General features: G+C 57.0%; 3 protein-coding genes and 2 pseudogenes. All 5 read left to right on the top strand.

What is annotated here, in order from left to right; translation table 11 throughout:
- A pseudogene (gene tuf, locus WCA53_RS24680) lies at positions 1–221 on the top strand (elongation factor Tu); the annotation flags it as partial.
- Between the two features lie 138 nt (positions 222–359).
- Positions 360–671, top strand: a complete 312-nt coding sequence (gene rpsJ / locus WCA53_RS24685) for a 30S ribosomal protein S10 (RefSeq protein WP_031361584.1) — start codon at positions 360–362, stop codon at positions 669–671.
- A 185-nt stretch (positions 672–856) separates the two neighbouring features.
- Complete coding sequence (rplC, locus tag WCA53_RS24690) at positions 857–1,516, top strand: 50S ribosomal protein L3 (protein WP_423916611.1); 660 nt, start codon at positions 857–859, stop codon at positions 1,514–1,516.
- A complete protein-coding gene (rplD, locus tag WCA53_RS24695; protein WP_423916613.1) occupies positions 1,516–2,136 on the top strand; it encodes a 50S ribosomal protein L4 in 621 nt (206 codons plus the stop codon). Before rplC ends, rplD begins: the two co-directional genes overlap by 1 nt.
- Positions 2,133–2,221, top strand: a pseudogene (gene rplW, locus WCA53_RS24700) (50S ribosomal protein L23); the annotation flags it as partial. The gene rplD and the pseudogene rplW, both read left to right, overlap by 4 nt.

Genomic DNA, 2,221 nt, shown 5'->3' on the forward strand with positions numbered 1-2,221 from the left:
CGTTCTTCAACAACTATCGCCCGCAGTTCTACTTCCGTACCACGGACGTAACGGGTTCGATCGAGTTGCCGAAGGACAAGGAAATGGTTATGCCGGGCGACAACGTGTCGATCACGGTGAAGCTGATCGCTCCGATCGCAATGGAAGAAGGTCTGCGCTTCGCGATCCGTGAAGGCGGTCGTACCGTCGGCGCTGGTGTCGTGGCCAAGGTTCTGGCGTAAAATCCTGAGCTTGCTTCAAAAAAGCTGTAGTTCGTAGTCGTGCCCGGAGCCGGGCGCACGTACCTTACGCGTGCCCGGCTCCATGCTCTTTTACCAAATCGACGGTGCAACACCGTCTCGTTCTTTCAAGGAATTGTCATGGCAAACCAGAAAATCCGCATTCGCCTGAAGGCTTTCGACTATCGTCTGATCGATCAATCGGCTGCTGAAATCGTCGATACGGCCAAGCGGACTGGCGCAATCGTACGTGGCCCCGTGCCGCTGCCTACGCGTATTCAACGTTTCGACATCCTGCGTTCGCCGCACGTCAACAAGACGTCGCGCGATCAGCTCGAAATTCGCACGCACCAACGCCTGATGGACATCGTCGATCCGACGGACAAGACCGTCGACGCGTTGATGAAGCTCGACTTGCCGGCTGGCGTCGACGTAGAAATCAAGTTGCAGTAAGTTTCACCCGCGCTGCTCTCGCGAGGAGCGGCGCTAAGTCTTTGATTGCTTGCGGAAAACGAAAAGCCTTGTTATACTCCAAGGCTTTTCGCGCATTTGCGCAAAAAAGTCGATCTGATTCCGTTGAATCGGTCGGCATTTTGTAAATCAGCCCCGACCAATCGCAGTTGGGAATGGAGAAAACGATGAGCCTTGGACTCGTAGGTCGCAAGGTTGGCATGACCCGTATCTTTACGCCTGAAGGGGATTCGATTCCCGTCACCGTACTGGACGTGTCGGACAACCGCGTGACGCAGATCAAGTCTGTAGAAACGGATGGTTACATCGCCGTTCAAGTTGCATTCGGTACTCGCCGCGCATCGCGCGTGACGAAGCCGCTGGCAGGTCACCTTGCCAAAGCCGGCGTACAAGCCGGTGAAGTTCTGAAAGAATTCCAGATCGATGCCACCAAGGCAGCCGAGTTGTCGCACGGCGCAGTGATCGGTACGAATCTGTTCGAAGTAGGCCAGAAGGTCGACGTGCAAGGCGTGTCGATTGGTAAGGGCTACGCCGGTACCATCAAGCGCCACAACTTCAAATCGGGCCGCGCATCGCACGGTAACTCGCGTTCGCACAACGTCCCGGGTTCGATCGGTATGGCGCAGGATCCGGGTCGTGTTTTCCCGGGTAAGCGCATGACCGGTCACATGGGCGACGAAACAGTCACCGTGCAAAACCTCGTGATCGCTCGTATCGACACCGACCGCAGTCTGTTGCTGATTCGTGGTGCCGTTCCGGGTGCGAAGGGCGGCAAGGTTTTCGTTACGCCGGCAGTCAAGGCGCGCGCTGTGAAAGGAGCGAAATAATGGAACTTAAGCTCCTGAATGCCAATGGTCAGGAAGGCTCGGGCGTAACTGCATCGGACGTCGTGTTCGGTCGCGATTACAATGAAGCGCTGATCCATCAGGTTGTCACCGCGTATCAAGCCAACGCTCGTAGCGGTAACCGCGCGCAGAAGGATCGTGAGCAAGTCAAGCACACGACCAAGAAGCCGTGGCGTCAAAAGGGCACGGGCCGCGCTCGTGCCGGTATGTCGTCGAGCCCGTTGTGGCGCGGCGGTGGTCGTATCTTCCCGAATTCACCGGAAGAAAACTTTTCGCACAAGGTCAACAAGAAGATGCATCGCGCAGGTCTCTGCTCGATCTTCTCGCAGCTGGCACGCGAAGGCCGTATCTCGGTCGTTGACGAGATGACGCTGGAAGCGCCGAAGACCAAGCTGCTGGCCGAAAAATTCAAGGCGATGGGTCTTGAGTCGGTCCTGGTCATCACTGACACGGTCGACGAAAACCTGTACCTCGCGTCGCGCAACCTGGCCCACGTGGCCGTTGTCGAGCCGCGTTACGCCGACCCGCTCTCGTTGATCTACTTCAAGAAGATCCTGATTACGAAGGCTGCGGTCGCCCAGATCGAGGAGTTGCTGTCATGAGCGAGATTCGCAAGAACGATCATCGTTTGATGCAGGTCCTGCTCGCGCCGGTGATCTCCGAAAAGGCGACGCTGGTGGCCGACAA

Origin of the sequence: Caballeronia sp., from assembly GCF_049581465.1 — a bacterium.
Classification (GTDB): Bacteria; Pseudomonadota; Gammaproteobacteria; order Burkholderiales; family Burkholderiaceae; genus Caballeronia.